2 protein-coding genes are annotated in these 1,085 nt (G+C 44.0%); both read right to left on the reverse strand.

Annotation, left to right across the window (positions count from 1 at the left end; translation table 11 throughout):
* Position 1: 1 nt before the first annotated feature.
* Entirely contained in the window at positions 2-838 is an 837-nt protein-coding gene (locus FGT79_RS30580) for an IS3 family transposase (RefSeq protein ID WP_246096708.1), read from the reverse strand.
* A 14-nt stretch (positions 839-852) separates the two neighbouring features.
* The coding region (locus tag FGT79_RS30585; RefSeq protein WP_138756590.1) for a transposase at positions 853-1,085 on the reverse strand (233 nt) is incomplete at its 5' end.

Consider the following 1,085-nt stretch of genomic DNA (forward strand, 5'->3'; position numbering starts at 1 on the left):
ATTAAACCGCCTCAAAACGCTGTAATGGCGGGATGTAACCGTTGGAGGAATGTGTTCTCCGTCGATTGTAAAACAGCTCAATATACTCGAATACAGCCTTTTTAGCTTCAGCTCTAGTCTTAAATTTATGATCATTAAGCCATTCCATTTTAAGCTTCCCCCAAAAGGATTCCATTGGAGCGTTATCGTAGCAATTACCTTTGCGACTCATGCTGCATACGAAATCGTGTTTCTCCAGGAGACGTTGGTATTTCTTGCTGGCATATTGAACACCACGATCTGAATGGACGATCAAGCCTTTTACTGCACCTACGCGGCCTATGGCTTGTTTTAATGCAGAAGATACGAGTTCAGTCTTCATCTGGCTGTCCATTGCCCACCCTACGATAGCGCGGCCATGCAGATCCATAACTCCCACGAGATAGAGCCAACCTTCGTCAGTTGGAATATACGTAATAGCAGTCAGCCATTTCTCACGTGGTTTTGTTGTTTCAAAATTTTGATTTAGAAGGTTATCGGCGACAGGCAGATTGTGTTTAGCATTCGTTGTCGCTTTGTATTTCTTAGCCACTTTAGACCGTATTCCATTTGCGTGCATGAGGCGGGCTACACGGCCTCGGCTAGCTTTCTGGTCAGGCGGTAGATTCTTTGTGATTTGCGGTGATCCGTAGATCTTACGGCTTGCATGATGAATATTTCGGATCGTATCTAGCAGCTTCCGATTTTCTACACTTCGTTTGCTTTCGGGTCGCTTCACATAAGCATAATAGCCGCTTCGAGAGACATGGAGAGCCTGGCACATCTTTGCAATCCGAAATTCGAAGCGGTGTTCAAAGATGAACTTGAACGTGTTTACTTCAGATTTTTCGCAAAGTAGGCTGCCGTCTTTTTTAGAATGTCGTTTTCTTCCTTGAGATCAACGAGTTGCTTACGTAACTTACGTATTTCCTCATCTTCTGCTTTAAGATTTCCACTGCCAGGAAATGATTGTTCCCCATCTTGTTTATACAACTTTACCCAGTCTTTAACCGTTGTATAATGCACGCCTAGTTCCTTTGCTGTTTCGGAGGCTGTTGTTTCTTCAG

The organism is Paenibacillus sinopodophylli (assembly GCF_005930355.1).
Classification (GTDB): domain Bacteria; phylum Bacillota; class Bacilli; order Paenibacillales; family Paenibacillaceae; genus Pristimantibacillus; species Pristimantibacillus sinopodophylli.